Raw genomic sequence first — 24,717 nt, forward strand, 5'->3', positions numbered from 1 at the left:
AGCACGCAGGCAAGCACCGCCCATGTCCACCAAACTTTTCGAGCTTCTTCTGCAAGCTTCGATCTACACCGTTACGATCAGCGTAGTTTCGATTCTGATCGGCTTTGCGATCGCGATCATTGTTTCCGCCATGCTCCTTTCGCGGCAAAGGCTTTTCGTGTTGCCGGGGAAGATTTTCATCAGCTTCTTTCGCGGCGTGCCGCTGCTGGTGCAGCTGTTACTGATCTATAACCTTCTGCCGGTGATCGGCATCAACGTGCCGAGTATCGTTGCGGCGATCGTTGGCCTTTCGCTGTGTACGGCTGCCTATCAGGCTGAAAATCTACGCGGCGGGTTTGCCAGCGTTCCGTCGGGCCTTGTCGAGTCTGCCGAGATGGTCGGCCTCACGCCCATGCAGATCTTCCGCCGGATCAAGGCGCCGATCGCTCTGCGGCTGACCTTTCCGGCGCTCGTCAACGAAGCGATCCTTATTTTGAAGGCTTCTTCGCTGGTCTCAGTTGTCGGGATCGTCGAGCTGACGCGCATGGCCCAGGACCTTGCCGGCAGCACCTTTCTGCCGCTCGAAATCTTCGCTTCCGCCGGTCTGATCTACCTCGCCATCAATTGGATCGTAGCGCTTGCCGGCGGTCTGATCGAACGCTCCCTCCCGGGAGTGCCGCGATGACGTTCGATATCAATGTGATTTTCAGCCATTTGCCGGAGATCGCCAGCGGTGCCTTCGTGACAATCGTCATCTGGATCGTCGCCGCTCTTGCCGCTGCCGTTCTGGGTTTCCTTGTCGCTGTCGCGCGGCGTTTTGGCGGGGTGCTCTTGGACAGGGCGTTCGGCATTGTCATCGCAGTGCTGCGCGGCACGCCCTTCCTCATTCAGATATTCCTCGTCTACTATGGCGGCCCCTTCGTCGGATTGTCGCTCGATCCGATCCCGGCAGGCGTCGTCGGCCTGTCCATCTACGGCGCGGCCTATTTCAGCGAGATATTCCGCTCGGGCTTTGCCGCCGTCCCGAAGGGGCATATCGAAGCGGGTCTATGCGTTGGCCTGACACACACGCAGATCGTCAGGCGCATATTACTGCCTGAGATGACCATGCTGGTGCTGCCACCTTCGCTCAACATGACGATCATCCTCATGAAGGAGACGGCCGTGTTGTCGATCATCACCGTGCCGGAACTGACGGCAACACTGAGCGCCATCGGATCGCAGCAATATGCTTTCGTCGAAGCGCTTTTCGTCCTCGCCCTCTTCTACTGGGGGCTGGTCGAAATCACCGGTTGGCTTGGCCGTCTCGCCGAAACGAAACTCACAAGATTCAGGTTTTTCCACATATGAGCGTTCCCGCGATTGCAGTCAAAAATCTTGTCAAGACGTTTGGCGATTCCACCGTGCTGAACGGTATCGATCTTGATATTGCCCAGGGACAGGTTTCCTGCGTGATCGGTCCGTCGGGATCAGGCAAGAGCACGCTGCTGCGCTGCATGGCGTTTCTGGAAGAATCGACAAAGGGGACCATTGCCGTCAATGGCGAGGTGCTCGGCTTTGCGGAAAATGCGAATGGCGTAAGGGAGCGGCTGCCGGCTCCCACCAATCGCCGGATTCGCGCCCAGATCGGCATGGTTTTTCAGCAGTTCAATCTCTGGCCACACATGACGGCGCTCGGCAACGTCAGCGAGGCGCTGAAGACGGTTCACAAAAAGAACCGCAAGGAGGCAGAGGAACGGGCAATGGCTCACCTCGCAAAGGTCGGTCTCGAGGGTCGGGCAAACCACTATCCGTCACAGCTCTCGGGAGGACAGCAGCAGCGTGTTGCTATCGCGCGGGCCCTGGCTCTCAACCCGAAGATCATGCTCTTTGACGAACCAACCTCATCACTCGATCCCGAACTGACCGGCGAGGTGCTGAACGTCATGCGCGACCTCGCCGCCGAAGGCATGACAATGGTCGTCGTTTCCCACGAGATCGGATTTGCCGCAACGGTCGGCCAGCAGATCATCTTTCTCGATCACGGCAAGGTGCTGTTCACCGGTCCGCCGCAGGAAGTTTTCAAGCGACCGCGAAATCCCCGCCTCGAACAGTTTCTTGATACCTACATAGATCGCGGAGCCTCGATGCTGCTGTGATGCTGCTCTTTCCGTATCCGGGAGCGGGCAAAGTCTCACGCAAGTGTCGATCACGCGTATGGCGCCGTGCCGTTTCGGAGCAAATCTGATGGCATGACCACGCGCCGATAGATCTTTTGCTAACGCAGCGCCTTCAGCATTCCCTAAAGCCTTGCGAGTAAAAGACGACTATCCAGTTACCGGGGAAACGGCTGATGAGCATATCGGGTATCGCAAACACTGCTCTTTCGGGAATGCAAGCACAGACGACACGGATCGGCGCGATTGCCAACAACGTCGCAAACAGCAGCACACCGGACTATGGCAGGCTGAACACCGGCCTCACCTCTGTCGGATCAGGCGGCGTTCAGGCCATCGTCAGCCCGACAGCATCCGATGTCGATCCTGCCACGGAACTCACGGACCTGATCGAAGCCGAGCAGAACTACAAGGCGAACGCCGCTGTCTTCGAGACCGGCGCCGACATGTGGGAAATGCTGATGAGCATCAAGCGCGACTGAGCACGCCGATACTGTAGACAATTGGCTGGCGCTGAAATTCCGTCAGTCTGAGTGAATGTCAGGAATGCGCCGGCTCACTCTGACGCTGTGCGGCAAGGGCCGCGAGATCGGCAGGTTTCAGCTCGACGGATTCACCGCAGCCGCAGGCCGATGTCTGGTTGGGATTGGTGAAGGTGAAGCCGGAGCGCAGCGTCGTCTGTTCGAAGCCCATTTCGGTGCCGAGCAGGTAAAGCACGGCCGAGGGTTCGATCCAGACCTTGGCGCCGTCGCGCTCGATCAGATCGTCCTTGGCATTCGGCTCGGTCACCAGGTCAATCGTATATTCCATCCCGGCGCAGCCGCCCTTCTTGATGCCCACGCGGACACCCTTGGCCTCCGGCCCGGAATTCTCGACAATCGCCTTGACGCGGGCGGCAGCCCCGTCCGTCATGGTCATCACAGCAAAGCCCATCGGCTTCATCTCCTTCCACAACCGGGGTCAAGATCCGGTGCTTCGTGAATCAAATGTAGTCGCCCGAGGTAAACGGATCAATACCGCGCGCCGTACTGCGTACTAGCGCAGCTCAGTACCAGCCGACGGCGACCTGCGCCTCCTCGGACATGCGGTCCGGCGTCCATGGCGGATCGAAGGTCATTTCGACCTCGACGCCCGACACACCTTCGACGGCGCCGACGGCATTCTCCACCCAGCCCGGCATCTCGCCGGCGACCGGGCAGCCGGGGGCGGTCAGCGTCATCATGATCTTCACCATCCGGTCGTCCTCGATGTCGATCTTGTAGACCAGGCCGAGTTCGAAGATGTCGGCGGGGATTTCCGGGTCGTAGACGGTCTTCAGCGCGGCGATGACGTCATCGCTGAGCCGCGCCAGTTCATCGGCCGGGATGCTGGAATGCACGATGCCTTCGCGCACATCGATCTTCTGTTCGCTTTCGTCCAGGCTCATCACGGACACTCCTCAGGCAAAGAACTTGCGCGCATAGTCAAGCGCATCGGCCAGGGCATCGACCTCGGCGCGGGTATTGTACATGCCGAACGATGCACGGCATGTGGAGGTGACGCCGAAGCGTTTCAAGAGCGGCATGGCACAATGGGTGCCGGCCCGCACGGCAATGCCCTGCCGGTCGATTACCATCGAGACGTCATGGGCGTGAATGCCTGCCAGTTCGAAGGAAAAAATGCTCCCCTTGCCGGCTGCTGTCCCGAACATCCGCAGCGAATTGACCGACCGGAGGCGCTCGGTCGCGTAAGCTGCGAGATCGGCCTCATGCCGGGCGATTGCCTCGCGGCCGACCTTCTCCATATAGTCGAGGGCGTAACCGAGCCCGATCGCCTGCACGATCGGCGGCGTGCCGGCTTCGAAGCGATGTGGCGGATCGTTGTACGTGACCGAGTCCTCGGCGACTTCGAAGATCATCTCGCCGCCGCCCTGGAAGGCGCGCATCTGCGAGAGCCGCTCCTTCTTGCCGTAGAGAATGCCGATTCCCGACGGGCCGTAGAGCTTGTGGCCTGTCATGACATACCAGTCGCAGTCGATATCCTGCACGTCGACCGGCAGGTGCACGGCGCCCTGGCTGCCGTCGATCAGCACCGGGATGCCGCGTTCATGGGCAATGCGGCAGACCTCCTTGACCGGAACAATCGTGCCGAGCGCATTCGACATATGGGTAATGGCGACAAGCTTGGTACGCTCCGTCAGGCTCTTCTCGAAATCCTCGATATGGAAGGCGCCTTCGTCATCGACCGGCACCCAGACCAGCTTGGCGCCCTGGCGCTCGCGGATGAAGTGCCAGGGCACGATATTGGAATGGTGCTCCATGATCGTCAGGACGATCTCGTCGCCTTCGCCGATCTTAGGCATGCCCCAGCCATAGGCGACAGTATTGATCGCTTCGGTCGAATTCTTGGTGAAGACGATGTCGTTGACATCAGGCGCGTTGAGGAAGCGGCGGACCTTCTCGCGGGCTGCCTCATAGGCATCCGTCGCGGCATTGGACAGGTAATGCAGCCCGCGATGCACATTCGCATATTCGTGGGCGTAAGCATGCGAGATGGCGTCGATCACCGCCTGCGGCTTCTGCGCCGACGCGCCGTTGTCGAGATAGACCAGCGGCTTGCCGTGCACCTTCTCCGCCAGGATCGGAAAATCCCGGCGGATGACTTCGACGTCGTACTCAGTGGCCGGAACTATCTTGTCCATGGCATTTATCCGATCAGGCGTGCTTTTCGAGCCAGGCCGAGATCACGCCTTCCAGCGCTTCGACTAGGGCCTCGTCTTCCAGTTCCTCGACGATCTCGGCGACGAAGGCGTTGACGAGCATCGCCCGCGCCTTGTTCTCCGGAATGCCGCGCGCCATCAGGTAATAGAGGTGGTTGGCGTCGATATCGGTCACCGTCGCGCCGTGACCGCACTGAACGTCGTCGGCGAAGATTTCGAGTTCGGGCTTGACCGAAAACTCGGCGTCGTCGGACATCAGCAGCGTGTTACAGGCCATCTTTGCATCGGTCTTCTGCGCATCGGGCGCAACCCGGATCATGCCCTGGAAGACGCCCTTGGCGCGGTCGAAGACCACGTTGCGGATCACTTCGGTCGAACCGGTATGTGGCACATCGTGGCCGAGCACCATCGTCACATCGGTATGGCTCTCGGCGCCAAGCAGGTTGATGCCGCGCAGCGTCAGATCGGCGCCCTCGCCCGTCACCTTGATATTCAGTTCCTGGCGCACCAGCTTGCCGCCGGCATTGATGACGAACAGGCGAAGTTTGGCATCGGCACCGAGATCGACGCGGATCTGGCCGAGATGCGTGTCGTCGACGCCCTGCTGCTGCAGGATGATCCAGGTCAACTCCGTGCCCTCGCCAACCGCGATGTCACTGACGTGGGACACGAAGGCCGCATCGCCCGTCACCGCACGGTGACGCTCCATGACCGTTCCCTTGACGCCGGCGCCGAAGGAAACCGGGAGACGCGTATGCGTCTGCCCGCCGGCATGGATGAACTGGATTTCCAGCGGATTTTCAAGCTCGGTTTCATCGGGCACATCGACGACATAGCCGTCGCGCACGAAGCTGCCGTTGATCCGGCCGACCGCATCGTCGCTGCCCAATGCATCGAGCCTTTCGACAGCCGAACCGTCGATCAGCCGTTCGGAATAGGCCGAAAGCCCAAGTCCATCGATGGTAGCCTTCTGATTGGCATGGCCTTGGATGACCGCCAGCACCGAGGAACCGGCAACGACCGGCTCGAGTGCGTTGGAGCCGGCATCACCCACTTGCGCCGGTACGGCGCGCAGCAGATTCTTGAGGTCGGTATAGTGCCAGGCTTCGATTCGGCGCGTCGGCAAGCCGGCTTTCTTGAGATCGTCGATAAGCCGGTCACGCAGCGCCGTCACTGCACCATTGCCGGGCAGGTCACCGATCTGATGGTTGAAGGCCTCGATCAGCGCCGTTTCGGCCGCGGTGAGACGGCTCGTCGTCTGCATGTTCATGGACGTTGTCCTTTCCACCCGAACTCAGGCCGCTGCTGCGCCGATGATGTCGGCGTAACCATTGGCTTCCAGCTCATGCGCCAGGGTCTTGTCGCCGGACTTGACCACCTGGCCCTTGTAAAGGACGTGGACGGTGTCAGGCACGATATAGTCGAGCAGGCGCTGGTAGTGGGTGATGACGACGACGGCGCGGTCGGGCGAACGCAGCGCGTTGACGCCGTCTGCAACGATCTTCAGCGCGTCGATGTCGAGGCCGGAATCGGTTTCGTCGAGCACGCAGAGCTTCGGCTCCAGCAGCGCCATCTGCAGAATTTCGGCCCGCTTCTTCTCGCCGCCGGAGAAACCGACATTGAGCGGCCGCTTCAGCATTTCGGTATTGATCTGCAGCTTGGCCGCTGCTTCCTTGACACGGCGCATGAAATCCGGCGTCGTCAGCTCGTCCTCGCCACGCGCTTTGCGCTGTTCGTTCATCGCCACCTTCAGGAACTGCATGGTGGCGACACCGGGGATTTCGACCGGATACTGGAAGGCGAGGAAGATGCCCTTGGCGGCGCGTTCGGATGGATCGAGCTCGAGAATGCTCTCGCCGTTATATAGGATGTCGCCCTCGGTCACCTCATAGTCTTCGCGGCCCGACAGCACGTAGGAGAGTGTCGACTTGCCGGAGCCGTTCGGCCCCATGATCGCCGCCACCTCGCCGGCCTTCACCGTGAGGTTCAGGCCACGGATGATCTCGGTGCCATCTTCGGCGATACGAGCGTGAAGGTTCTTGATTTCAAGCATTTCGTTCTTCCTGTTCATAAAGCGGGTTCAAGTGCCGCCTGATTGACCGTTCGCAACGGCCTCGATCCGTCATCCTCGGGCTTGTCCCGAGGATCTAAGCCTTCAATTGTAATCGCTCTACTGCTCCGACGAGACTTTCCGCTTACGTGCGTAGATCCTCGGGACAAGCCCGAGGATGACGTCACTAAGGGTGTGCAGGCTTCGGATTTCAAGCATACCATTCTTCCTATTCATAGAGCGGCTTCAAGGGCCGCCCAATTGACCGTTTTCACCGGTCTCGATCGTCATCCTCGGGCTTGTCCCGAGGATCTAAGCCTTCAATTGTAATCGCTCCACTGCCGCGTATTCTCATGCGGCCGATAGACATTCTCGATCTCGTCGATGCGCTCGTAAAGGTCCATCCAGGTCGGGTTGAGCTCCTCGACGAGCTTGATTTTCCATTCACGCAGGTAGCGTTTTAGAGATTTCTCTCGCTGGATCGCCAGCACAATGTTCGGGTGGCTTTCAAACCAGACGAGGTTTTTCGCTCTGTATTTCTCCGTAAAACCCTTATGGATTTTGTTGCGGTGTTCCCATACGCGCCCTTGCAGATCGCTGGTGACGCCGGTGTAGATTACACCTCTTGGTTTGTCGGACATCATGTAGACAAACCCGCTCACCCGATCCTCCGCAGTTGTGCTTAGATCCTCGGGACAAGCCCGAGGATGACGGAAAACCGCTTAGCCAACACTCCCTTCAAGCGAAATGCTGATCAGCTTCTGCGCCTCGACCGCGAATTCCATCGGCAGTTCCTGCAGGACTTCCTTGACGAAGCCGTTGACGATCAGCGCGATCGCCGCTTCGGTGGGGATGCCGCGCTGCAGGCAGTAGAACAGCTGGTCCTCGGAAATCTTCGAGGTCGTCGCTTCGTGCTCGAACTGCGCCGTCGAGTTCTTCGCCTCGATATAAGGCACGGTGTGAGCGCCGCACTTGTCACCGATCAGCAGCGAATCGCACTGGGTGAAATTGCGCGCGTTCGACGCCTTGCGGTGAGCCGAGACCTGGCCGCGATAGGTGTTGTTGGAAACGCCGGCGGCGATGCCCTTGGAGACGATTCGGCTCGACGTGTTCTTGCCGAGATGGATCATCTTGGTGCCGCTGTCGATCTGCTGATGGCCGTTGGAGACGGCGATCGAGTAGAATTCACCGCGGCTGTCGTCGCCGCGCAGGATGCAGGACGGGTACTTCCAGGTGATCGCCGAGCCGGTTTCGACCTGCGTCCAGGAGATTTTCGATCGGTGACCGCGGCAATCGCCGCGCTTGGTGACGAAGTTGTAGATGCCGCCCTTGCCTTCCTTGTCGCCCGGATACCAGTTCTGGACGGTGGAATATTTGATCTCGGCATCGTCGAGAGCCACGAGCTCGACCACGGCCGCATGCAGCTGGTTTTCATCGCGCTGCGGCGCCGTGCAGCCTTCGAGATAGGAGACGTAAGCGCCCTCTTCCGCGATGATCAGCGTGCGCTCGAACTGGCCGGTGCCCTTCTCGTTGATGCGGAAATAAGTGGAAAGCTCCATCGGGCAGCGAACGCCCTTCGGCACGAAAACGAAGGAGCCGTCGGTGAAAACAGCCGAATTCAGCGTCGCGTAATAGTTGTCCGAGGTCGGCACCACGGAGCCGAGATATTTGCGAACCAGATCGGGATGCTCGCGAATGGCTTCGGAGATCGACATGAAGATCACGCCGGCCTTCTTCAGCTCCGCCTTGAAGGTGGTGACGACCGAGACGCTGTCGAAAACGGCGTCGACGGCGATCTTCGGCTTCTCGACCCCGGCCAGGATCTCCTGCTCGCGCAGCGGGATGCCAAGCTTCTCATAGACCTTCAAGAGCTCCGGATCGACCTCGTCGAGCGACTTCGGACCTGGCGCGCTCTTCGGCGCGGCGTAATAGTGGATGTCGTTGAAATCGATCTTCGGATAGTTGACGCGCGCCCAGGTCGGTTCTTCCAGCGTCAGCCACCGCCGATAGGCCTCGAGACGCCATTCCAGCATCCACTCCGGCTCCTGCTTCTTGACCGAAATGAAGCGGATGATATCCTCGGACAGGCCCTTCGGCGCCTTATCCATTTCGATGACGGTCTCGAAACCGTATTTGTACTGGTCCACATCGATCAGGCGGACCTGGTCGATCGTTTCCTGCACGGCAGCCATTTCGTTCTCCAATCTCGCCGGATACAAGGTCCGGCAGCTTGTAGCGTACGGGCAATTGACTTGCCCCGGCAAATTCTTTGCCCTGATGTAGGAGGCCAAAAGGAACTTTTCAGCCCGATTGGCAAGCGGAAATTTGTGTTTCCGCAAGTTTATGAGGCGGTCAAGCCGCCTCGCCCGCCGACTTGCGCCGGCAGGCGATCTTCGCGAAGGCGGCGATCGCCCTGTCGATATCCTCTTCAGTGGTCGAAAAGCCGAGCGAGATGCGCAGCGCACCGAGCTTGGCGTCGCGCCCCATCGCCGTCAGCACATGGCTTTCGCCGACCTTGCCGGATGAGCAAGCAGAGCCCGCCGAAAGGGCAACGCCTTCAAGATCGAAAGCGATCTGCCCGGTCTCCGCCTTCAGGCAAGGGAGCGTGAAGAAAATCGTGTTGGCGACCCGCGGACCACCGGTACCGTGGATGAGGACATCGGGCGCGGCAGCGCGCATGCCGGCTTCCAGCCTGTCGCGAAGCACAGCAATCGCAGCGTTCCGTTCCTCAAGATCCTGAAGCACGATTTCCGCCGCAGCTCCGAAGCCGATCAGCGCCAGCGAATTCTGTGTCCCCGAGCGGTGACCTTTTTCCTGCCCGCCGCCGCGGATAAGCGCCTTCGGCATCAGCGCCTCGCCGCGCGCGATCAGTGCACCCGCCCCCTTCGGTCCACCGATCTTGTGAGAGGAGACGATGATGAAATCCGCGCCGATGCGCTCGATCTCGATCGGCAGACGGCCGGCCGCCTGCACGGCGTCGACGACAAAGAGACCACCGTGCGCCCGCACAATCTTGGCCGCCTCTTCGACCGGCTGGACGATGCCCGTCTCGTTGTTGACGAACATGATCGCCACTATCGGAAGGCCCGTCGATTTGTCATGGGCATCGAGAAGCGCGGCCAGCTCGTTCAGATCGACGATACCGGCATTCGTTACCGGAATCTCGGTCGTGCGATCCTTCGGGAACCGGCCTCCCTCTCGTACAGCCAGGTGCTCAACGGCGGAAAAATAGAGGTGGCCGAGTTGAAGCGGCGTGCGGCCCATACGAAAATCCGGCGTCAGTACCAGATTGGCAGCTTCCGTCGCGCCGCTGGTGAAGATCACGTTGCCCGGATCGGTGCCGGCAAGGGCGGCCACCTTGCGCCGCGCTCCCTCAATGGCGGCGCGGGCGGCACGGCCCTCTCCATGTACGCTGTTCGGATTGCCGAATATGTCGATGGCGCCCATGATCGCATCCCGCGCTGCAGGGTGCAGCGGCGATGTGGCGTTCCAGTCGAGATAAAGGCGTGACGGCGCCATGATCCTCAGTCCTGCGCTTAACGAGCTTGCTTCAGCGGCCGCGGTGCATTTTTCTTGAAATTTCCGCCGGGCTTGCCTTATGACACGTTCCACGACGCGTGGATCGCCATGCAAGTTTCGAATTGTTCTAAACTACGTTTTAGAAAAGCTGACAACATTAGTCAAGTCATGTTGTCATCCAACGCAGCGCGAACACGAAATAAAACCCGGAGTACCAATGCCCGAAGTTATTTTCAACGGCCCAGCCGGCCGTCTTGAAGGCCGCTACCAGCCCTCCAAGGAAAAAAGCGCGCCCATCGCGCTCATCCTGCATCCGCATCCGCAGTTCGGCGGCACGATGAACAATCAGATCGTCTACCAGCTCTTCTACATGTTCCAGAAGCGCGGGTTCACGACGCTGCGCTTCAATTTCCGGGGCATCGGCCGCAGCCAGGGCGAATTCGATCATGGCGCCGGCGAACTCTCGGATGCCGCCTCCGCGCTCGACTGGGTTCAGAGCCTGCACCCTGATTCCAAAACCTGCTGGGTCGCCGGCTATTCCTTCGGCGCCTGGATCGGCATGCAGCTTCTGATGCGCCGGCCGGAAATCGAGGGCTTCATGTCGATCGCCCCGCAGCCGAATACTTACGACTTCTCCTTCCTGGCGCCCTGCCCCTCGTCCGGCCTGATCATCAACGGCGAGGCCGACAAGGTGGCACCGGAAAAGGATGTCAACGGCCTTGTGGAGAAACTGAAAACCCAGAAAGGCATCCTCATCACCCATCGCACCGTCGCAAACGCCAACCACTTCTTCAATGGTCAGGTGGAGACGCTGATGAGCGAATGCGAGGATTATCTCGACCGTCGCCTCAATGGCGAGCTCGTGCCCGAGCCGGCGGCCAAGCGGATCCGCTGACCGCATGGCGCCGCCGTCTGCCCACCGGCATCCTCACGACGCGCTGGGTTTTTCGTTCATCATGGCGTTGCCAGCACGCCGCCGCTGACGGGAGCCGCAACTCCCGTCGTGCCGGGAAAGGTCAGCGGCAGCCCGTCCAGCGAGCGTACGGCAAGATAGGCCCAGGCCTCGGCCTCCATCGCATCGCCGTCGAAGCCCGCGGCCTCGGCGCTCAACACTTTCGATCCCTCGGCCATCGCCGAGAGCTCGGCCATCAAGGTGCCGTTCAGCCGTCCGCCGCCGCAGACGATATAGGCGGAGGGACGTTCGGGCAGGAACTCGGCGGATTTGACGATCGATGCGGCGGCGACATGCGCAAGCGTCCGGGCGCCGTCTTCGAGGCTCGCATCGCCAGGCCGAAGTGGTGCGAAATCGCCGCGATCGAGCGAACGGCGGACATTGCCGCGGAAGAACGGGCTGTCCAGATACCGCTCCGCCAGAGCCGGGACGATCTTGCCGCGCCCGCCGATCTGGCCGCCGGGATCATAGGTTTTGCCGGTCTGCATCTCTATCCATTGGTCGATCAGCGTATTGCCAGGGCCGCTGTCGAAGGCGGCAATCCGGCCGTCAGCGCCGACATAGGTGAGGTTGGAGATGCCGCCGATATTGACGAAGCACACCGCCTCTCCCGCCTGCTGGAATTTTCCGGCAAGGGCAGCGTGATAGACCGGCACCAGTGGCGCACCTTGCCCGCCATGCACCATGTCGTTGGCACGCATGTCGTAAACCACCGGCAGGCCCGTTCGGCGCGCCAGTTCCCGGCCGTCACCGATCTGGATCGTCAGTCCCTCGTCCGGCCGGTGAAGCACCGTCTGGCCATGGAAACCGACAACGTCGATGCCATTGGGCGTGAACCCGAAACGCTCGAGGAATGCCGTAACGGCAGTTGCATGCCGTAGGGTGAATTCGTCCTCGATCTCGCGAAGTTCCCCCGGCCGTTCGTTCCTGTCGCGAAGCGGCCGTGCCAGTTCCAGCGCCCGTTTGAGACGCGCACGAAACTCGGCATCATACGGCACGCCCAGGAACGGCCCGCGCTCGATGAAGCCGCGGCCGTCGGTTCTGATCAGCGCGACATCGATTCCGTCCATCGACGTGCCGCTCATCAGGCCGATCGCTGTTCTGACCACATCCATGAGGCTTGCCTCCCATGCGATTCCCGGATGCACTTTTGCAAAAACAGTGCTAAACGCGCCGCCACAGATCAACAACAACGAAGTTGCGCGAAGCCCGGTGGGCGCAGCGCAGGCACGAAGAGACGAAAGCCATGTCCGAGTTCAAGTCCGATTTCCTCCGCACGCTGAAAGAGCGCGGCTTCATTCATCAGGTTTCCGATGAACGCGGCCTCGACGACCTGTTCGCGAAGGATGTCGTGACGGCCTATGTCGGCTACGACGCAACGGCGACGAGCCTGCATATCGGCAATTTGATCTCCGCCACCATGCTTTACTGGCTGCAGGAGACCGGCCACCGGCCGATCGCGCTGATGGGCGGCGGCACCTCGATGGTCGGCGACCCCTCCTTCCGTGACGAGCAGCGCAAGCTTCTGACGCCGGAGGCGATCTCGACCAACATCGAAGGCATCAAAAAGATCTTCTCGCGCATCCTGCGCTTCGGAGACGGCCCGACCGATGCCCTCATGGTCAATAATGCCGACTGGCTGCTGAAGCTCAACTATATCGAATTCCTGCGCGATGTCGGCCGGCATTTCTCGGTCAACCGCATGCTCTCCTTCGACAGCGTCAAGCTGCGCCTCGATCGCGAGCAGTCGCTCTCCTTCCTCGAATTCAACTACATGATCATGCAGGGCTACGACTTCGTCGAGCTCAACCGCCGCTACGGCTGCCGCCTGCAGATGGGCGGTTCGGATCAGTGGGGCAACATCATCAACGGCGTCGATCTCGGTCACCGCATGGGGACGCCGCAGCTTTACGCGCTGACGACGCCGCTTCTGACCACGAGCTCGGGCGCCAAGATGGGCAAGACCGCCTCCGGCGCCGTCTGGCTGAACGAGGACGTCTTCAGCCCCTATGATTTCTGGCAGTACTGGCGCAACACCGAGGATGCCGATGTCGGCCGCTTCCTGAAGATCTTCACCCGCCTGCCGCTGGCCGAGATCGCCAGACTCGAGGCGCTCGGCGGCGCCGAAATCAACGAGGCGAAGAAGATTCTCGCCACGGAAGCGACCGCGATCGTCCACGGTCGTGAGGCAGCCGAGGCGTCCGCCGAAACGGCTCGCACCACCTTTGAGGAAGGCCGCGTTGCCGAAAATCTGCCTTCGGTCGAGATCCCGGCCACCGAGCTTGACGGCGGCATCGGCCTGCTCTCGCTGATGGTCCGCGCCGGCCTGGCCGGCTCCAACGGCGAGGCTCGTCGCCACGTCCAGGGCGGCGCAGTGCGCATCAATGATGAGGCTGTCAGCGACGAACGTCGCCTGATCGGCAGCGGCGAAATCACCGCCGATGGCGTCATCAAGCTCTCGCTCGGCAAGAAGAAGCACATCCTGATCCGCCGCGCGGCGTAGCTGGCTTCGAATTAGACGGACCTTGAAGCCGGCCGCCACGCCGGCTTTTCCTTTGGCGCGGGATCAGTCGGCCCGCCATCGGTATTCCGCTTCGTCTTGTTTCGTCTCTCGAAGGAGAGGTCCGGGCGGATTGACCTCCGAAGCGGGTCGTACGCGCGACCACCAGCCGATCGAGAAGATCGGCGGCGTCATCTTTGCGTCGAGCGGAACCAGCAGGACATGCTCGGAGGGGATGCTCTTCACCGGCTTCAGCCGTGCGCCCTTTTCTGCAGAATTCGAAGCCTCACCGACTGTCACGGCCATCATGGTGGCCGATAGGAAAGAGACTGTCCGGGCGCACTGCATGGCATTCTCCGACATTGCGCCAACCGCTGCTGCACCTGGCACCAACATTACATCAGAATTATCTAAAATAAGCAAAGCATCAATGACCAGCCTGTCGCTATGGATCACAATTATCCAGCCGGCCGCGCCACGATATCGCCTTCCCGGAACCTTTTCCGCCCGACGGGATTTGCGACCAGATGCATTTGGAGCGCCGTCATGATCAACGACCTCTGGTATAAGAACGCCGTCATCTACTGCCTGTCCGTCGAGACCTTCATGGATGCGAACGGCGACGGCGTCGGTGATTTTCAAGGCCTGATGCGCCGTCTCGACTATCTCTCCGGCCTCGGCGTGACGGCAATCTGGCTCATGCCGTTCCAGACTTCGCCCGGTCGCGACGACGGCTACGACGTTTCCGATTACTATAATGTAGACCCGCGCTATGGCTCGCTTGGCGACTTCGTCGAGTTCACCCATGGTGCCAAACAGCGGGGCATCCGGGTGTTGATCGATCTGGTGATCAATCACACCTCGAAGGATCATCCCTGGTTCGAAGACGCCAGAAGCGATCCACAGTCACGCTATCGCGATTGGTACGTCTGGTCAGACAAAAAGCCTGCAAACGCTGATCAGGGCATGGTCTTCCCGGGTGTCCAGAAGACGATCTGGACCTATGACGAAAAAGCCAGGGCCTATTATTTCCACCGCTTCTACGATCACCAGCCTGATCTCAACACCTCCAATCCTGAGGTGCAGGCGGAGATCCTCAAGATAATGGGCTTCTGGATTCAGCTCGGCGTCTCGGGCTTCCGGATGGACGCTGCCCCTTTCATCATTGCCACGAAGGGCGCCGAGGTCACCAAGCCGGTCGAGCAGTTTGACATGCTGAGAAAGTTTCGCGAATTCCTGCAATGGCGCCTGGGAGACTCCATCGTGCTGGCGGAAGCCAATATCCTGCCGAAGGACAATTTCGAATATTTCGGCGACGACGGCGACCGCATGCAGATGATGTTCAATTTCCAAGTCAATCAGACGCTGTTTTATGCGCTCGCGACCGCCGACACGCGGCCTCTGAAGAAGGCGATGGAGGTCACCAAGTCGCGCCCGGCGACCGCGCAATGGGGGCTGTTTCTTCGCAATCACGATGAACTCGATCTCGGTCGCCTGACGGATAAGCAGCGCGACGCAGTATTCGCCGCGTTTGGCCCCGAAAAGGGCATGCAGCTTTACGACAGGGGCATTCGCCGGCGCCTCGCGCCCATGCTCGGCGGCGACCGTCGCAGGATCGAGCTGGCCTACAGCCTGCTGTTCTCGCTGCCCGGAACGCCAGTCATCCGATATGGCGATGAAATCGGCATGGGCGACGATTTGTGCCTGCCGGAGCGCAGCTGCGCGCGCACGCCGATGCAATGGTCGACGGAGCCGGAAGGCGGTTTCACCAAAAGCGCGAAGTCCGTTTCGCCTGTTATCAAGGACGGCCCCTACGGTTTCGAACATATCAATGTCGCCGTCCAGCGGCGCGATCCGAATTCGCTCTTGAACTGGACCGAGCGGATGATCCGGATGCGCAAGGAGGCTCCCGAGATCGGCTGGGGCGATTTCTCAACTGTCGACACAGGTGACGACGGCGTGCTGGCGCTGCGCTATGACTGGCGCGGCAATTCGGTGCTGATCCTGCATAACCTGCATCCGCACCCGACGGAAGTGACCTTCGATCCTGATGTTGGCGAACTCGGGCGATTGCTGATCGATATTGCCGATGGGGCAAGCAGCGAAGCCGACGACAAAGGGCGCCATACGGTCATGCTCGATGCCTATGTCTACCGCTGGTATCGGGTCGGCGGTCTCGACTATCTCCTCAGGCGGAAAGATATCTAAGTCTCGCTTTTCCTCACTGGAATTCGAAAATCTGCCGGAAAACACCAGGCGCGATGATCGATAGCGGATTGATCTGCAAGTTCGGCTGGTCGAACTTGCCGGTGAGCTTGAAGGTGATGCCGATCAGGCCGCGGTCGCTGCCATTGCCGAGGATGACGCCGATCAGCGGCAATTCGGCAAAGAGGCGGTTGAGGCCATAGGCCGGCATGAAGGTGCCGGTCATATCCATATTGCCCTTGCGGTCGCGCACCACGCCCTGGAAAGTCGCGCCGATCTGGTCGCCGCGCAGCACGCCGTTCTCGATACCGACCATGCCATTGCGCGAGATGACGCGGGCAAAGCCGCGCTGGAAGCGTTGCGAAGAGGTGTCGATGTCGCGTTTGACCGCCTCATTGAGGCTTCGCTGCTCGTTTCCGACAGGTGTCGAGACGATCGAATGCAGGCGCTGTTCGTTGACGATCGAGAAGCGGCGCACATCTAGCGAGCCGTCCCATCCGCCCTGCGGCGAAAGCCGGATAGCCAGGTTGAGCAGGCCGCCCTGTATGTGCTGATAGAGATCGGCAAAACGCGATACCGCACCGGCGTCGCCGCTGGTGATATTGATGACACCGCCGTCCTTCATCTGGCTGACAACGGCCTCGCCGCTGTCCGTGATGCCGGAAAAATTCAGTGTCTGCAGCCTGTCGCCGCGCAGTGACACCTGCGCCTGGAAATTGCCGACCCTCTCGTCATTGAAGCCGACGACGTTTTTCAGCTTGGCGCGCACCGATACGCCGGTGTTGTCGCCATCGCCGTCCTCGCCGCCCTCCGAGCCCGATTTTAATCGGGCGATGATCGGCCGCGCATCGGCGCTGTCGCCGGAAACGGAGACGTCGAAATTGCCCTTGCTGCGTTTGACCGACAGAGCGAAATCGTCGAGCGAGGAGAGCCTGACGCTGTCGAAATCCGCCGAGATAAGGCCGGTCTTGCCGACAACAAGCGATCCGCTGGCGCCGAAGCCGTCACCCTTCAGCCGGAAATTCTTGATCTCGGTATTCTCGGGCGGGCCGGACATTTCGAACTCCGCGGAGGCGGCAATGCCGCTGCCTTTCGACCAGCCGATCCAGGGCAGGTCGAGCATCGATTTGGTGAGGTCGAGCTGAACCTCTTGCCGGTCATCGTCGATCCGCGTCAGCACCATCTTCAGGTTGCCCCTGACGATATCGGAAAGCCCGGGCATCACCTTGCTGCGCTGCTCATCGGAGAGCGTCGCCGTAATCACGCGCTGCCGCTGCACACCAGACGACGCCTCGACCGGCTCGGTCAGATCGATATCGGCAGGAATGCCGTCGATCTCGCCTTTGGCGTCGAGCGTGATCTGCTTCGGATCGCCGTTCAGCATGCCGCTGACATTGCTGATCGTGCGGCCGGAAAACGGCTTGGCAAGATCGACGTCAGCGAGCTTCATGGCGGCCTTCCACTCGGCCGGCGGCGGGTTTTGTGACGACAGTAGTCCGAAATGCGCCTTCACATTCGCGTCGATATGCCCCTTGAAATCGTCGGGCGTAAAGCCGGCGCGCTGCAGCACCCGGATCGGCTTATAGGTGAGGAGCTCGCCTATGGCGTCCGCCGCGCCCGATACCGCAAGATCGATATCGGCCATCAGCGGTTTGTCGTAGGCGGACGGTATGACGAACGTTCCCTGCCCGAGGCCGACGGACCGGCCGGAGGGAAAATAGGACATGCCGCTCTTGATCGAAATCGTTGCAACGGGACCGGTCAGATCGAAATGCGCCGCCGTATCACGGACTGGCGGAATGTCGCCGGCGACGTTCATCCGCGCGCCTGCAATATCGAAGCCGATGCGGATCTGATTGGTGTCGAGCTTCAATCCTTTACCGCCGGCTGCCTCGTCAAGCCGACCAAAGGGAATGAAGACTGAAATCGAGGCATCGGTCACGGTGCCGCCGAAGAGATTGCCATGCACCCAAGTGCGCACCTTGGGCGCCATCCAGAACGGCCAGAGCTGCTTGATCGCCGTCGTCTGCAGCTCTCTGGACTGGCCGGCAAAGCTGATTTCCGGCGATTTGTCACCGAGCCTGATGTGCAACGCCCCGTAAAGCGCGCCGAGCGGGCTGGAGACAGTCATATTGGGGAACAGGAATTCCCGGCCGGCGACCATATAGCGTCCGGTCGCCTGGATGTCGAAAGCAACAGGCTCTTCGCCGGAGCCGCTCGGAGCGGCAGTGCCGCCGCTGACGAGCAGATCGATGCCGAAGCCCTTGCCGGCTTTAGGATCGAGTTTGTCGAGATCGATCAGCGCGCCGTTGAGGGGCAGCGTGGTTGCGCCGAACCGGAGATTCGATTTAGCGATCTCGACTGTCTGCTTGACGAAGTCATAGGCCAGATTGATTTGCCCGCCCGACAGTTCCTGCGGATCGCCGTCGGCATAGATCAGACCGGGATCGACGTCGATCGTCGCCCCGAGCGCCGGCTCGACGCCATCGCGCGCCCTGGTGGCCGACACCGTCAGATCGGCAAAAGTGTTAAGTCCCTGCCGTATCACGCCCTGATCGTTGCGCTTCAGCGTAAACGGCGTCAGGTTCGCATGCTTGAGCGTTGCCGTCATCTTCGACACCTGGCCGTCTTCCTTCTTGGCCAGCACGTCGAGTTCCGCCACCTCGCCGTTAAGCGCCAGCTCGCCACTCAATTGCAGCGAGGATGGCCCACCAAGAGCAAACACCAGATTGTCGACGACGAGCGACAGCGGGCCGTTCGCGGTATCGGCAAGCTTGATGTCGATGCCGGAGATGCGCACCGAATTCGTCGAGCCGCGCGTCACGATGCTGTCGAACACGTCGAGTTGCGCGAAGATCGTCTCCATCGCCGCCGGCATGGCGTCGAGGCGCAGATCGTCAAGCTTGACCGGGTTGCCGGAGGGCAGAAGCGCGGTGTCGAGTGCGATATCCTCCGCTTCGATATCCGCAACGGCGATGCGGCCGCGGAAAAGCTGCAGCGGATCGAGGCCCAGGCGCACCGAACCCGTAGTCGACAGGTGCTGGCCGCTCTTCTGGTCGATCATATTGACGTTGCGCGCTTCCAGCGCCAGTCGGAAGTCGGAGGTGAACCGGATGACGGTGGAGCCGACTTCAGCGCGGTAACGCGGTCCCGCCACGCCATCAAGCGCCGCCTGCGCCTGCTGAGACAGCGGCTTGTCGAACATGCCGCCTTCGATGGTGAACACGATGGCAGCAAGGATAACGAGAATCAGTCCTAGAAAAACTGACGTCAGCTTCGCCGTCCGGCGCATCGGCGAACGCGGCGGCGGACAATGAACGATGATCGGATCCTCGGCCTGAGCGGACGGCAAGCGGTCCAGCGCAACGATATCCTTCTTGCGAAACGTGACCTTTTCGCCGCGGATGGCTGACATGCGCCCTCGGGCTCTCCCTTAAATCGAAGAATTGAACCCGGCCATGCTGGACGGGTTTCCGTCCAATATATAATTCGGGGACAGAGAGTGTCATCCATAAACCCGGCAAAAGAAAGGTTTTCCCAATGGCGGTTCCCGGCATCGGTGCCCTGGCCCCCGACTTCAACCTCCCCCGCGATGGCGGCGGCCGTGTCTCGCTTTCCGATTTTCACGGCCGGCCCCTCGTTATCTTCTTCTACCCCAAGGACGACACGACAGGCTGCACGGCTGAATCGCTGGCTTTCACAGCGCTGGCGCCGGAGTTTGAAGCAGCTGGTGCTGCCGTTATCGGCATGTCACCCGATTCGGCAGCCTGCCATGACAAGTTCATCAAAAAGCACCGTCTTTCGGTGGCGCTCGCCTCCGACGAAGAGAAGACGACGCTCCAGGCCTACGGTGTCTGGAAGGAAAAGAGTATGTACGGCCGCAATTTCATGGGCGTGGAGCGCACGACTTTCCTCATCCGCCAGGACGGCACGATCGCGACGATCTGGCAGAAGGTGAAGGTGCAGGGCCATGCCGAGACCGTCCTCGAAGCCGTCAGGAACCTGGCCGCGTGACCGTTGATCTCGCGATAAGCTCGCTGCGCGGCGGCGCTATCGACGCCATCCGCTCAGCCGATCTCGACCGCAAGACCGCCCTTGCGCAGGAAAGCGCCACCCGTTGGTTCGCCCGCCGGGTGTCGCTGCGCTCACCGCTCGACGCAGCCCTGCCGGAGAGGCCCGGTCGCCCCGAGAAACCGGTACTGACGCCGCCGACCCAGGTGGAAAGGCGCTCGCTGCACACGCTGAAAGGCCGGATCGCCCTTCTCCATGCCATTGCTCATATCGAGCTCAACGCCGTCGATCTGGCGCTCGATATCGTCGCACGATTCGCGACCGAGCCTGTGCCCAATTCCTTCTTCGACGGCTGGATGCAGGTCGCCTTCGAGGAAGCGAAGCATTTCCGCATGGTGCGCGCCCGCCTCAACGATCTCGGCGCCGATTACGGCGATCTTCCCGCCCATGACGGGTTGTGGCAGGCGGCTCATTCGACGCGCAATGATCTCACGGCGAGACTCGCCGTCGTGCCGCTCATTCTGGAAGCCCGCGGTCTCGACGTCACCCCTTCGCTGCAGGCGAAGATGCGTGAGACTGGCGATCTCGAAAGCGCAGCGGTGCTCGATGTCATCTACAACGACGAGAAAGGTCACGTCGCCGTTGGCGCCAAATGGTTCCGCTTCCTCTGCGCGCGGGAGAAACGCGACCCGGCAAAGGCCTTTCAGGAGCTGGTGCGCGCCAATTTCCGGGGGCCGCTGAAGCCGCCTTTCAACGATCTCGCTCGCGCCGAAGCCGGGCTGACGCCATCCTTCTACCGCTCCCTGGCATCGATCAGCCATGCTTGAGCTGATCGATTTTCTAACGTAAACCGCGACGACGAAAGCATTCATTAACCATAAACGTGTCTAATTTTCCGAAAGAGGCGTAGAGCATCAATCGGGAGAGCCTGCGTGAACGGCGGACATCAGCACCGGGTATTCGGCAAGCGGTCGCAGGAACATATTCTGATCCTGGCAAGCGGTGACAAAGTCCGCCACATGACGGTTCGGCCGTGGATGGCCGCTCTCGCCTTCTGCTTCCTCGGCGTCTTTTCAATCGGCTATCTCCTGGCGACCTCCTATCTCGTCCTGCGCGACGACCTGATCGGCGCCACTATGGCGCGCCAGGCCCGCATGCAGCACGACTATGAGGACCGTATCGCCGCCCTTCGCGCCCAGGTCGACCGCATCACCTCCCGTCAGCTTCTTGACCAGCAGGTGGTGGAAGACAAAGTCGACAAGCTGATGGAGCAGCAGATGGCGCTCACCTCACGCCACGGCAAGCTCGACAACTTGCTCGATCGTGCCGAAAGCTCCGGGCTCACAGATAAGGACAGCGCGCTGTCTTCGCCTGCGCAATCCTATGCCCCGGCCATTAAGGACAAGCGCGCTTCGCTCGGCGGAAGCGGCATCGAGGCTATCGAGAAACAGCTCGCAGGCGGCGCACCAGCCGACGCCACTCCCGACAATACGACTCTTGCCTATGTGCCGGCCACAGAGACGGTCGGCGATCGCGCCGACCGCATCTTCTCCAAGGTGACGCTGTCGCTGAAGGATGTCGAACAGGACCAGCGCAACCGCATCGAGCAACTGACGAGCGACGCCGGCAATGCCACCAATGCCATCGAGAGCGTGCTGACCCGGTTCAAGATTCCGATGCCCGAGACCGCAACCAAGCAGGACTGGGATGACAGCGCCGTTGGCGGCCCGTTCGTCGAGCCGGAGAGCAATGATGATTTCAACAATTCGCTGGCCGCTCTCGACGGCGCGCTGACAAGGCTGGAAGCCGTGCGCAGCACGGCCGAATCCCTGCCCTTCCGCAATCCCGCTGTCGGCAAGGAAATGACCAGCCCCTTCGGCAACCGGCGCGATCCTTTCCTGGGCCGCCTGGCGCTGCATTCCGGCGTAGACTTCCGATTTTCGCCGGGCGAAAAGATCCGCCCGACAGCGCCCGGCAAGGTGATATCAGCCGGCTGGACAGGCGGTTACGGCAATATGGTCGAGATCGATCACGGCAACGGCATCTCGACGCGTTATGGCCACATGTCCCAGGTTCTCGTCACGGCCGGCGATACGGTCGACCGCAACGACGTCATCGGCCTTGCCGGCAGCACCGGCCGCTCGACCGGTACCCATCTGCATTATGAAGTGCGCCAGAACGGCCATGCGGTCGATCCAGTATATTTCATGAATGCGGGCCTTAAACTCGCCACCTATATCAAGTAATACCCGCCCGGTAACCAAAGCTTCACTCTGCACAGGGTGCGGCCTCTCTATTTCTTGACTTGCCGGCCATTCGGAGCTATGTCGCGCTGCATTGCGGCATGCAATCCCGCCGACTCGTTCAGAGCTCGGCCGAACCGGAACGGAAACAGTTTTCCCTTTGACGACATTCGCTGACCTTGGCTTGAGCCAAAAAGTGCTATCGGCCGTTGCCGATGCGGGCTATTCGACCCCCACGCCTATTCAGGCGGGAGCCATTCCTTTTGCGCTTGAACGCCGCGATATTTGCGGCATCGCGCAGACCGGCACCGGCAAGACGGCATCCTTTGTCCTGCCGATGCTGTCGCTTCTGGAAAAGGGCCGCGCCCGCGCCCGCATGCCCCGCACGCTGATCCTCGAGCCGACGCGCGAACTCGCCGCTCAGGTCGCCGAGAATTTCGAGAAGTATGGCAAGAACCACCGCCTCAATGTCGCCCTTCTGATTGGCGGCGTTTCCTTCGAGGACCAGGATCGCAAGCTCGAGCGCGGCGCCGACGTGCTGATTTGCACGCCCGGCCGCTTGCTCGACCATTTCGAGCGCGGCAAGCTCTTGATGAGCGGCGTCGAAATCCTCGTCATCGACGAAGCCGACCGCATGCTCGACATGGGCTTCATTCCCGATATCGAGCGCATCGCCAAGCTCATCCCCTTCACCCGCCAGACGCTGTTCTTCTCGGCCACCATGCCGCCGGAGATCCAGAAGCTCGCCGACCGGTTCCTGCAGAACCCCGAGCGTATCGAGGTGGCAAAGCCCGCTTCGGCCGCAAAGACCGTGACGCAGCGCTTCGTCGCCTCGCACAGCAAGGATTACGAGAAGCGCGCGGTTTTACGTGAGCTGGTCCGCGCCCAGACCGAACTCAAGAACGCGATCATCTTCTGCAACCGCAAGAAGGATGTCGCCGATCTCTTCCGTTCGTTGGAACGCCACGGCTTCTCCGTCGGTGCGTTGCATGGCGACATGGACCAACGTTCCCGCACGACGATGCTGCAGAACTTCCGTGACGGTAACCTCCAGCTGCTGGTGGCCTCCGACGTTGCCGCTCGCGGTCTCGACATTCCCGATGTCAGCCACGTCTTCAATTTCGACGTGCCGATCCACTCCGAGGACTATGTCCACCGCATCGGCCGCACCGGCCGCGCCGGCCGATCCGGCGCCGCCTTCACTCTCGTCACCAAGCGCGACACGAAATTCGTTGACGCCATCGAGAAGCTGATCGGCGAAAATGTCGAATGGCTGAATGGCGACCTGAACTCGCTGCCACCGGCGGAAGAAGGCAAGGATAGCGACCGTCCTCGCCGCAACGGACGCGAACGTGGCGACAAGGATCGCGGGCGCGGACGCGGCAGGCACAGTGCTGCGAGTCATAAATCTGATAACGAAATACAGGATAATGACGTCCAAGTGATCACAGCAGCACCAGCAAAGGCCGAAGTCGTGAAGAACGAGCGCAAAGCAGAGCAGAAGCCGCAAAACAATGCGCGCAACAATCGGCCTTATCCGGCAAATGACGACAGCCGCGACCGCCGCCGTCATCGTGATCACGATGACGGCCCGACTCCGGTCGGTTTCGGCGACGATATCCCCGCCTTCATGCTGATCGCCGGCAGCGCCAAGGTCTAACATCCATTGGGCAAGCCTGGCGTCGACTTCCCGGGCCTTGGCGTCGGCTTGGTGATCCTACGCCAAGGCAGGATCCTCCTCTACAAGCGCATACGCCCACCTGAAGCCGGCTACTGGAACATCGTCGGCGGCAAGGTCGATCACATGGAGCCGGCTGAAGAAGCTGCGCGCCGCGAGGCCGAGGAAGAAACCGGCCTCAGGATCGGCCGGATCGAGCGCATCGGCATGACCGAACAGATCATCTATGCCGACCGCCAGCACTGGATCTCCATCCTTTATCTCGCGCGCGACGTCGATGGCGAGCCGCAATTGACCGAGCCGGACAAGCTTTCGGATTTCGGCTGGTTTCCCTTGACGGATTTGCCGGAACCGCTGTCAGCCTTCACCAAGGCGGCGATCGCAGCCTTGCCACCCGCTCAACTTTCGGCGCGAAGCGCCGCCTCATAGGCGAGCCGCACCCACTTCGCCATCAGATCGGGATCGTCGTAAGCCTCTTCGGGAATCGACCAGTAGGGCATTTTCACCGGCTTGCCCTTTTTGCCTTCATAGGCCCATTGCGTGGCGCCGGCGGCAGCAAATTCCGGGGCGCTCGTCTCATCGGCTTTCAGTAGCATCTCGTCGCGCACTTCGACGGCGACGATGCGCCCGAGATGATAGATGCCCTTGCCTCCGAACATCCGCTTGATCGTGACGGGGCCGAGCCCCTGAAACATTTCCTCGATCCCGGCATTATCCATTCTCTGT

24 protein-coding genes are annotated in these 24,717 nt (G+C 60.8%); 12 read left to right on the forward strand and 12 right to left on the reverse strand.

The genetic code is table 11. The features are described from left to right. The first annotated feature begins 22 nt into the window (after positions 1-22). The 4 genes from PH551_RS16155 to PH551_RS16170 all read left to right on the forward strand — a co-directional run bounded on the left by PH551_RS16155 (position 23) and on the right by PH551_RS16170 (position 2,617). Positions 23-664, forward strand: coding sequence for an amino acid ABC transporter permease (locus PH551_RS16155; protein ID WP_097599286.1), 642 nt, complete (start codon positions 23-25; stop codon positions 662-664). Next, positions 661-1,329: an amino acid ABC transporter permease gene (locus PH551_RS16160; protein ID WP_285193740.1), complete on the forward strand. Its 669-nt coding sequence runs from the start codon at positions 661-663 to the stop codon at positions 1,327-1,329. The genes PH551_RS16155 and PH551_RS16160 overlap by 4 nt, the downstream gene beginning before the upstream one ends. Continuing rightward, complete coding sequence (locus PH551_RS16165) at positions 1,326-2,117, forward strand: amino acid ABC transporter ATP-binding protein (RefSeq protein ID WP_285193741.1); 792 nt, start codon at positions 1,326-1,328, stop codon at positions 2,115-2,117. Before PH551_RS16160 ends, PH551_RS16165 begins: the two co-directional genes overlap by 4 nt. Before the next feature lie 194 nt (positions 2,118-2,311). Then, a complete protein-coding gene (locus PH551_RS16170; RefSeq protein ID WP_285193742.1) occupies positions 2,312-2,617 on the forward strand; it encodes a flagellar basal body rod C-terminal domain-containing protein in 306 nt (101 codons plus the stop codon). 58 nt (positions 2,618-2,675) lie between these two features. On the opposite strand, the gene sufA is transcribed toward PH551_RS16170, so the two are convergent. The 8 genes from sufA to PH551_RS16210 all read right to left on the reverse strand — a co-directional run bounded on the left by sufA (position 2,676) and on the right by PH551_RS16210 (position 10,402). After that, positions 2,676-3,068, reverse strand: coding sequence for a Fe-S cluster assembly scaffold SufA (gene sufA / locus PH551_RS16175; protein WP_285193743.1), 393 nt, complete (start codon positions 3,066-3,068; stop codon positions 2,676-2,678). A gap of 112 nt (positions 3,069-3,180) precedes the next feature. Then, positions 3,181-3,561, reverse strand: a complete 381-nt coding sequence (locus PH551_RS16180; RefSeq protein ID WP_064705069.1) for an SUF system Fe-S cluster assembly protein — start codon at positions 3,559-3,561, stop codon at positions 3,181-3,183. Positions 3,562-3,573: 12 nt separating this feature from the next. After that, the gene (locus tag PH551_RS16185) at positions 3,574-4,815 is read right to left on the reverse strand and encodes a cysteine desulfurase (protein ID WP_285193744.1); all 1,242 of its coding nucleotides are present in this window, start codon (positions 4,813-4,815) and stop codon (positions 3,574-3,576) included. A gap of 13 nt (positions 4,816-4,828) precedes the next feature. Continuing rightward, entirely contained in the window at positions 4,829-6,103 is a 1,275-nt protein-coding gene (gene sufD / locus PH551_RS16190; RefSeq protein WP_285193746.1) for a Fe-S cluster assembly protein SufD, read from the reverse strand. Between the two features lie 24 nt (positions 6,104-6,127). After that, positions 6,128-6,886, reverse strand: a complete 759-nt coding sequence (gene sufC, locus PH551_RS16195) for a Fe-S cluster assembly ATPase SufC (protein WP_064691723.1) — start codon at positions 6,884-6,886, stop codon at positions 6,128-6,130. Between the two features lie 317 nt (positions 6,887-7,203). Then, positions 7,204-7,545, reverse strand: a complete 342-nt coding sequence (locus tag PH551_RS16200; RefSeq protein ID WP_183700319.1) for a GIY-YIG nuclease family protein — start codon at positions 7,543-7,545, stop codon at positions 7,204-7,206. A 60-nt stretch (positions 7,546-7,605) separates the two neighbouring features. Continuing rightward, positions 7,606-9,075, reverse strand: coding sequence for a Fe-S cluster assembly protein SufB (gene sufB, locus PH551_RS16205; protein WP_285193750.1), 1,470 nt, complete (start codon positions 9,073-9,075; stop codon positions 7,606-7,608). 160 nt (positions 9,076-9,235) lie between these two features. Beyond that, positions 9,236-10,402: a cysteine desulfurase family protein gene (locus PH551_RS16210; protein ID WP_285193751.1), complete on the reverse strand. Its 1,167-nt coding sequence runs from the start codon at positions 10,400-10,402 to the stop codon at positions 9,236-9,238. Positions 10,403-10,619: 217 nt separating this feature from the next. On the opposite strand from PH551_RS16210, the gene PH551_RS16215 reads away from it, so the two are divergent. Beyond that, entirely contained in the window at positions 10,620-11,297 is a 678-nt protein-coding gene (locus PH551_RS16215) for an alpha/beta hydrolase (protein ID WP_064705075.1), read from the forward strand. Between the two features lie 59 nt (positions 11,298-11,356). Here PH551_RS16215 and PH551_RS16220 read toward each other — a convergent pair whose 3' ends face one another. Then, positions 11,357-12,469 (reverse strand): anhydro-N-acetylmuramic acid kinase, encoded by a 1,113-nt coding sequence (locus PH551_RS16220; protein WP_285193752.1) that lies wholly within the window; start codon positions 12,467-12,469, stop codon positions 11,357-11,359. A 131-nt stretch (positions 12,470-12,600) separates the two neighbouring features. Between PH551_RS16220 and tyrS the strand changes: the two genes are divergently transcribed. Then, positions 12,601-13,857 (forward strand): tyrosine--tRNA ligase, encoded by a 1,257-nt coding sequence (gene tyrS / locus PH551_RS16225; RefSeq protein ID WP_285193753.1) that lies wholly within the window; start codon positions 12,601-12,603, stop codon positions 13,855-13,857. Between the two features lie 63 nt (positions 13,858-13,920). Here the strand turns inward: tyrS and PH551_RS16230 are convergent, their stop codons facing one another. After that, positions 13,921-14,217: a hypothetical protein gene (locus PH551_RS16230; RefSeq protein WP_285193851.1), complete on the reverse strand. Its 297-nt coding sequence runs from the start codon at positions 14,215-14,217 to the stop codon at positions 13,921-13,923. A 183-nt stretch (positions 14,218-14,400) separates the two neighbouring features. Between PH551_RS16230 and PH551_RS16235 the strand changes: the two genes are divergently transcribed. Beyond that, entirely contained in the window at positions 14,401-16,062 is a 1,662-nt protein-coding gene (locus tag PH551_RS16235) for an alpha-amylase family protein (protein ID WP_285193754.1), read from the forward strand. Positions 16,063-16,075: 13 nt separating this feature from the next. On the opposite strand, the gene PH551_RS16240 is transcribed toward PH551_RS16235, so the two are convergent. After that, on the reverse strand, positions 16,076-19,474 hold the full coding sequence (locus tag PH551_RS16240; RefSeq protein WP_285193755.1) for a YhdP family protein: 3,399 nt from the start codon (positions 19,472-19,474) through the stop codon (positions 16,076-16,078). A gap of 125 nt (positions 19,475-19,599) precedes the next feature. Here PH551_RS16240 and PH551_RS16245 point away from each other — a divergent pair, with 125 nt between their 5' ends. The 5 genes from PH551_RS16245 (at position 19,600) to PH551_RS16265 (ending at position 24,420) form a co-directional block, all read left to right on the forward strand. Beyond that, positions 19,600-20,073, forward strand: a complete 474-nt coding sequence (locus PH551_RS16245) for a peroxiredoxin (RefSeq protein WP_183700307.1) — start codon at positions 19,600-19,602, stop codon at positions 20,071-20,073. Beyond that, positions 20,070-20,897, forward strand: a complete 828-nt coding sequence (locus PH551_RS16250; RefSeq protein WP_183700305.1) for a ferritin-like domain-containing protein — start codon at positions 20,070-20,072, stop codon at positions 20,895-20,897. Before PH551_RS16245 ends, PH551_RS16250 begins: the two co-directional genes overlap by 4 nt. Before the next feature lie 105 nt (positions 20,898-21,002). Then, positions 21,003-22,316 carry a peptidoglycan DD-metalloendopeptidase family protein gene (locus PH551_RS16255; protein WP_285193756.1) on the forward strand — a complete coding sequence of 438 codons (1,314 nt, stop codon included), beginning with the start codon at positions 21,003-21,005 and terminating at the stop codon, positions 22,314-22,316. Between the two features lie 157 nt (positions 22,317-22,473). Further along, positions 22,474-23,973: a DEAD/DEAH box helicase gene (locus PH551_RS16260; protein ID WP_285193757.1), complete on the forward strand. Its 1,500-nt coding sequence runs from the start codon at positions 22,474-22,476 to the stop codon at positions 23,971-23,973. A gap of 6 nt (positions 23,974-23,979) precedes the next feature. Further along, a complete protein-coding gene (locus PH551_RS16265; protein ID WP_285193758.1) occupies positions 23,980-24,420 on the forward strand; it encodes an NUDIX domain-containing protein in 441 nt (146 codons plus the stop codon). On the opposite strand, the gene PH551_RS16270 is transcribed toward PH551_RS16265, so the two are convergent. Then, complete coding sequence (locus PH551_RS16270; RefSeq protein ID WP_064705086.1) at positions 24,390-24,710, reverse strand: TfoX/Sxy family protein; 321 nt, start codon at positions 24,708-24,710, stop codon at positions 24,390-24,392. The two genes, PH551_RS16265 and PH551_RS16270, sit on opposite strands and share 31 nt — an antisense overlap. Between the last annotated feature and the right edge of the window lie 7 nt (positions 24,711-24,717).

Source organism: Rhizobium atlanticum (assembly GCF_030182485.1).
Lineage (GTDB): Bacteria > Pseudomonadota > Alphaproteobacteria > Rhizobiales > Rhizobiaceae > Rhizobium.